This is a genomic window from Streptomyces alboflavus (genome assembly GCF_000716675.1).
GTDB lineage: Bacteria > Actinomycetota > Actinomycetes > Streptomycetales > Streptomycetaceae > Streptomyces > Streptomyces alboflavus.
In genome coordinates, this window is sequence record NZ_JNXT01000123.1 from 1 (window position 1) to 5,749 (window position 5,749).

Consider the following 5,749-nt stretch of genomic DNA (forward strand, 5'->3'; position numbering starts at 1 on the left):
GATGTCGACGGTGGTGGATCTGCCGGAGGGCATCGACGAGGGGGGTCTGGTCGCCACGCTCGGTGCGGTGATCGACCGCCACGACATGCTCCGCTCCCGGCTCCTTTCCGGCACCCCGTCGGGCCTGGAGGTCGCGGAGCCCGGCACGGTCGACGTCGGCGCCCTCGTCCACCGCGTCGCGTGCGACGGCCGCTGGGACGACGCGAACTGGCCGGAGCAGGCCGCCGCGGAGCTGAGCGAGGCCGCGGACCGCCTGAACGCCGCGGCCGGCACCATGGCGCAGTTCGTGTGGTTCGACGCGGGTGCCGGGAGTGCGGGCCGGCTGATGATCGTGCTGCACCACTTCGTGATCGACGGCGTCTCCTGCCACGTACACGTGGAACTGCCGGTCGCCACCACCACGTCGCTGCTGACCACCCTGCCCGCGGCCTTCCACGGCGGAGTCAACGACGGCCTGCTCACCGCCCTCGCCCTGGCCGTGGCCACATGGCGCAGGTCGCGCGGCATCGACGAGTCCTCGCTGCTGCTCCGTCTGGAGGGGCACGGCCGTGAGGAGACGGCGGCGCCGGGTGCGGATCTGTCGCGCACGGTGGGCTGGTTCACCAGCGTCTTCCCCGTCCGCCTCGATGTCGCCGGGGTGGACCTGGAGGACGCCCTCGGCGGCGGCACGGCCGCCGGTACCGCCGTCAAGGCGGTCAAGGAGCAGCTGCACGCCATCCCCGACAAGGGCATCGGCTACGGACTGCTGCGCTACTTGAACCAGGAGACCGCGGAGGTCCTCCGGCAGCACGAGACCGGCCAGATCTCCTTCAACTACCTCGGCCGCTACTCGGCCACGACGGACATGCCGGAACACCTCCGCGGCCTGGGCTTCACCCAGGCTCCGGGCACCGCCGGCCTGGTCGCCGAGCCGGACGCCGACATGCCGGCCCTCTCGGCCCTGACCGTGAGCGCGCACGTCACCGACACCGAGCAGGGGCCGAGCTTCGGTGCCCGCCTCGACTTCCCCGAAGGCCTCCTCTCCCGGGACGAGGTGGAGGAGCTGGCCGACCTCTGGGTGAACGCCCTGGAAGGCCTGGCCCGGCACGCGGCCGAGGACGGCGCGGGCGGCCTGACCCCCTCGGACGTCTCCCTGGTGTCGGTCGAGCAGAGTGAGATCGAGGCCTGGGAGCGGCAGTACCCGGGGGTGACCGACGTCTGGCCGCTGACCCCGCTGCAGGCAGGCATGCTCTTCCACTCACAACTGGACGAGTCCGCCTACGACGCCTACCAGATCCAGTTCGTCTACCACCTCTCGGGCGCGGTCGACCCGGCGCGGATGCGCGCGGCGGGCCAGGCCCTGCTCGACCGGTACGCCAACCTGCGCACCGCCTTCGTGGCGGACGCCGCCGGTGACTTCGTCCAGGTCGTACCGGAGCGCGTCGACCTGCCGTGGCGTCACCTCGACCTCAGCGGTGCGGATACGGCGGAGATCGACCGGTTCCTGGCCGACGACCGCAACGTCCAGTTCGACGCGAGCGCCCCGCCGCTGCTGCGGATGGCCTTGCTGACGCTCGGCCCGGACCGTTCGGAACTGGTCTTCACCGCCCATCACGTGCTGTTCGACGGATGGTCCATACCGCTGATCATGAGGGACCTGCTGAGGCTCTACGGATCCGGCGGCGACGGACAGGCGCTGGCGCGTGTACGCGGGTACCGCGACTTCCTGGAGTGGCTCTCGGAGCAGGACCGCGAGGCGGCCGCCGCGGCGTTCGCGCACGAGCTCCAAGGGCTCGACGAACCCACCCTGCTGGTGGCCGGGAAGTCCGAATCGCACAGCGACGACGTCGGCAACACCGAGGTCCCGCTGTCGCCGGAACTCGCCCGCCTCCTGTCCACGTGCGCCGCCGACCTCGGGGTCACCCTGAACACGCTGGTACAGGGCGCCTGGGCGGTCCTGCTCGGTCAGCTGACCGGACGGACGGACGTCGTCTTCGGCGCCACGGTCTCGGGACGGCCGCCCACGCTCTCCGGCGTGGACGAGATGGTGGGGATGTTCATCAACACCCTGCCGGTGCGCGTGCGGTACGCCTCCGGGGACTCCCTCGCCGAGGTGCTGCGGGACCTGCAGGACCGGCAGGCCGCGCTGCTCGACCACCACCACCACCCGCTGAGCGACGTCCACCGGGTCGCCGGGGTGGAGACCCTGTTCGACACGGTCGTCGTCTTCGAGTCCTATCCGGTCGACCACGTCGGTCTCAGCGAGGCCAACGCCGCCGCCGGCGTGGCGATCACCGGGCTCACCCCGTTCACCGGCACCCACTACCCGCTGACCGTGACGGCCGACGCCGACCCGACGCTCCGGCTGTCCCTGGAATACCACCGCGACGTGCTCGACCAGGACGCGGTGCAGGTGATCGCGGACCGGCTGCACCGCCTGCTGCGTCTGCTGGTGGCCGATCCGGACGCCACGATCGCCTCGCTCGACCTGCTGACGCAGACGGAGCGCCACACCGTGCTGTCCCGGTGGAACGACACCGACCGCCCCGTCGCCGAGGCGACCGTTCCGGAGCTCTTCGAGGCCCAGGTGTCCCGCACCCCCGACCGGGCGGCCGTGCGGCACGGGGAGACCGTCCTCAGCTATGCCGAGCTGGACGCGCGGGCCAACCGGCTCGCCCATCTGCTGATCTCCCGCGGGGTACGGCCGGAGGACCTGGTCGCGCTCTCCGTGCCGCGCGACGCCGAGATGATGGTGGCCGTGCTCGCGGTGCTCAAGTCGGGGGCGGCCTACCTGCCCATCGACCCGGCCTACCCGGCCGACCGCGTCGCGTTCATGGTCGAGGACGGCGCCCCGGCCCTGGTGCTGACCACCAGTCAGGTCCGGGCGACCGTGGGCAACCGCATCCTGCTCGACTCGCCCGAGGTGCGGGCCGAGCTGCGGACCATGCCAGACACCGCGCCCGGGGACAGCGAGCGGAACCGCCCGCTGCTGCCCTCGCACGCCGCGTACGTGATCTACACCTCCGGCTCCACCGGCCGGCCCAAGGGCGTGGTCATCCCGCACCAGAACGTCGTCGACTTCGCGACCTGGGCCGTGGCCGACCTGGGCCACGACGCGCTCTCCGAGGTCCTGGTCGCCACCTCCCTCAACTTCGACGTCTCCGTCTTCGAGATGTTCGGCCCGCTGCTCAGCGGCGGCTGCATCGAGGTCGTCCAGGACGTCCTGGCGCTGCTCGGCCAGGAGTGGCAAGGCAGCCTGATCAGCGCTGTGCCGTCGGCCCTCTCGCACATGATCAGTCAGGGCGGCGGGACCCGGCTCAAGGCCGACCTCGTCGTGCTGGCCGGCGAAGGCCTGCCCGCGCACACCCTCAACGCCATCCGGGACGCCGTCCCCGGCGCCCGCCTCGCCAACATCTACGGGCCCACCGAGGCCACCGTGTACGCCGCCGCCTGGTACACCGACGAGCCGGCGCACACGGCGCCCCCCATCGGCCGTCCCCTCCACAACACCCGGACCTATGTGCTCGACTCGCATGTGCGGCCCGTGCCGCCCGGGGTGGCGGGCGAGCTGTATCTCGCGGGCACCGGACTGGCGCGCGGCTACCTGGGGCGACCCGGGCTGAGCGCGGAGCGCTTCGTGGCCGACCCCTTCGGCCCGCCCGGCGCCCGGATGTACCGCACCGGGGACGTCGTCCGCTGGACCGAGACCGGTGAGATCCAGTACCTGGGCCGCGTCGACAACCAGGTGAAGGTCCGCGGCTTCCGGATCGAGCTCGGTGAGATCGAGGCCGTCCTCAGCCGGCACGAGCAGGTGGCGCAGGCCCACGTCCTCGTTCGCGAGGACCGGCCCGGAGACCAGCGGCTCACCGCCTACGTCGTGCCGGAGCGCGGTGTCGTACCGGAGGCCGCCGCGCTGCGCGCGCACATCGCTCAGGCGCTGCCCGAGTACATGGTGCCCACCGCGTTCGTGCTGCTCGACAGGTTGCCGCTGCTGCCCAGCGGGAAGCTGGACCGCGCCGCCCTGCCCCGGCCGGAATTCACCGGTGCGGCCTACCGGGCGCCGCGCACGGCGAGTGAGGAGGCGCTGTGCCGCCTGTACGCCGAGGTGCTCGGCGTGGAGCGGGTCGGTATCGATGACGACTTCTTCGCGCTGGGCGGGCATTCGCTGCTCGCCACCCGGCTCGTCAACCGGATCCGCGCGACACTGGGCGCCGAGGTGCGCGTCCGCCTCGTGTTCGACGCGCCCACCGTGGTCGAGCTGAGCGGTCGGCTGTCCGGGGACACGACGGACCGCCCGCTCCTGCGGCGCGCCGGGACCCGGCCCCCGCAGATCCCGCTGTCCTTCGCGCAGCGCCGACTGTGGTTCGTGGACCGGTTCGAGGGTCCTTCGGCGACGTACAACATCCCGTTCCTGCTGCGGCTGACCGGCGTCCTCGACCTGCCCGCGCTGCGCGCGGCGGTCCGGGACATCGTCGAGCGGCACGAGAGCCTGCGGACGCTGATCGCCGAGGACGACACCGGGCACCCGTTCCAGCTGATCGTGCCGACGGACCAGTTGGTGCTGGACGTTCCGCTCACCGACGTGGCGCCGGAGGCGGCGGACGAAGCGGTGCGCCGGAGCGTGACCGAGCCCTTCGCCCTGGCCGACCAGATTCCGCTGCGGGCCTCGGTGCTGCGGTGCGGCCCCCAGGAGCACCTGCTGCTGCTGGTGATCCATCACATCGCCGGTGACGGCGAGTCGATGGCCCCGCTGGCCCGCGACCTGGCCGCCGCCTACGCGGCCCGCCGGGACGGGGTGGCGCCCCCGTGGTCGGAGCTGGAGGTGCAGTACACGGACTACGCCCTGTGGCAGCGGGAGCTCCTCGGCGACGAGGACGACCCCGCGAGCACCCTGGCCGCGCAGGGACGTTACTGGCGCGAGGAGCTGGCGGGCGTACCGCAGCCGCTGCAACTGCCGACGGACCGGCCGCGGCCGCCGGCGGCGAGCCACCGCGGTGACCTCGTCGAGTTCGGCCTTGACCCCCAGGTGATGGCCGCGGTCGAGGAACTGGCCCGGTCCCGGGGTGCGACGGTGTCCATGGTGCTCCAGTCCGCCCTTGCGGTGCTGCTCGGCCGCCTCGGCGGCGGCGAGGACATCACGATCGGTTCCCCGATCGCCAACCGCGCCGACGACAAGCTCTCCGAACTGGTCGGCTTCTTCGTCAACACCTGGGTGCTGCGCGCCGATCTGTCCGGGAACCCCTCGTTCGAGCAGGTCCTCGACCGGGTGCGGGCCAAGGCGCTGGGTGCCTACGACAACCAGGACGCCCCGTTCGAACGTCTGGTGGAGCTGCTCAACCCGGAGCGCTCCACGGCGTACCACCCGCTGTTCCAGGTGATGTTCGCCTGGCAGAACATCGCACGCGAGGACTTCGAACTCCGCGACCTGCGCGTTCAGCTCGAACCCGCCTTCACGTCGACCGCGAAGTTCGACCTGTTCTTCAACATGGGCGACATCCCCGACGCCGGGGTGATCGGGTACCTGGAGTACGCGACCGATCTGTTCGACCGCGGCACGGTGGAGAACCTCGCGGCCCGCTTCGTCCGCCTCGTGGAGCAACTCGTCACCGATCCGGGGTTGTTGGTGGGTTCGGTGGATGTGTTGGTGGCGGATGAGGTGGTGGCGCTTGCTGGGTTCAATGAGACGGCTGTGGTGGGGCCGGAGTTGACGGTTCCGGAGTTGTTCGGGCGGCGGGTGGAGTTGTCGCCGGATGCGGTTGCGGTGGTGTGT

General features: G+C 71.8%; 1 protein-coding gene. It reads left to right on the forward strand.

Annotation, left to right across the window (positions count from 1 at the left end):
* Positions 1-5,749, forward strand: a 5,749-nt coding sequence (locus OO63_RS40905) for a non-ribosomal peptide synthetase (protein ID WP_033264980.1), incomplete at both ends; no start/stop codon positions are given.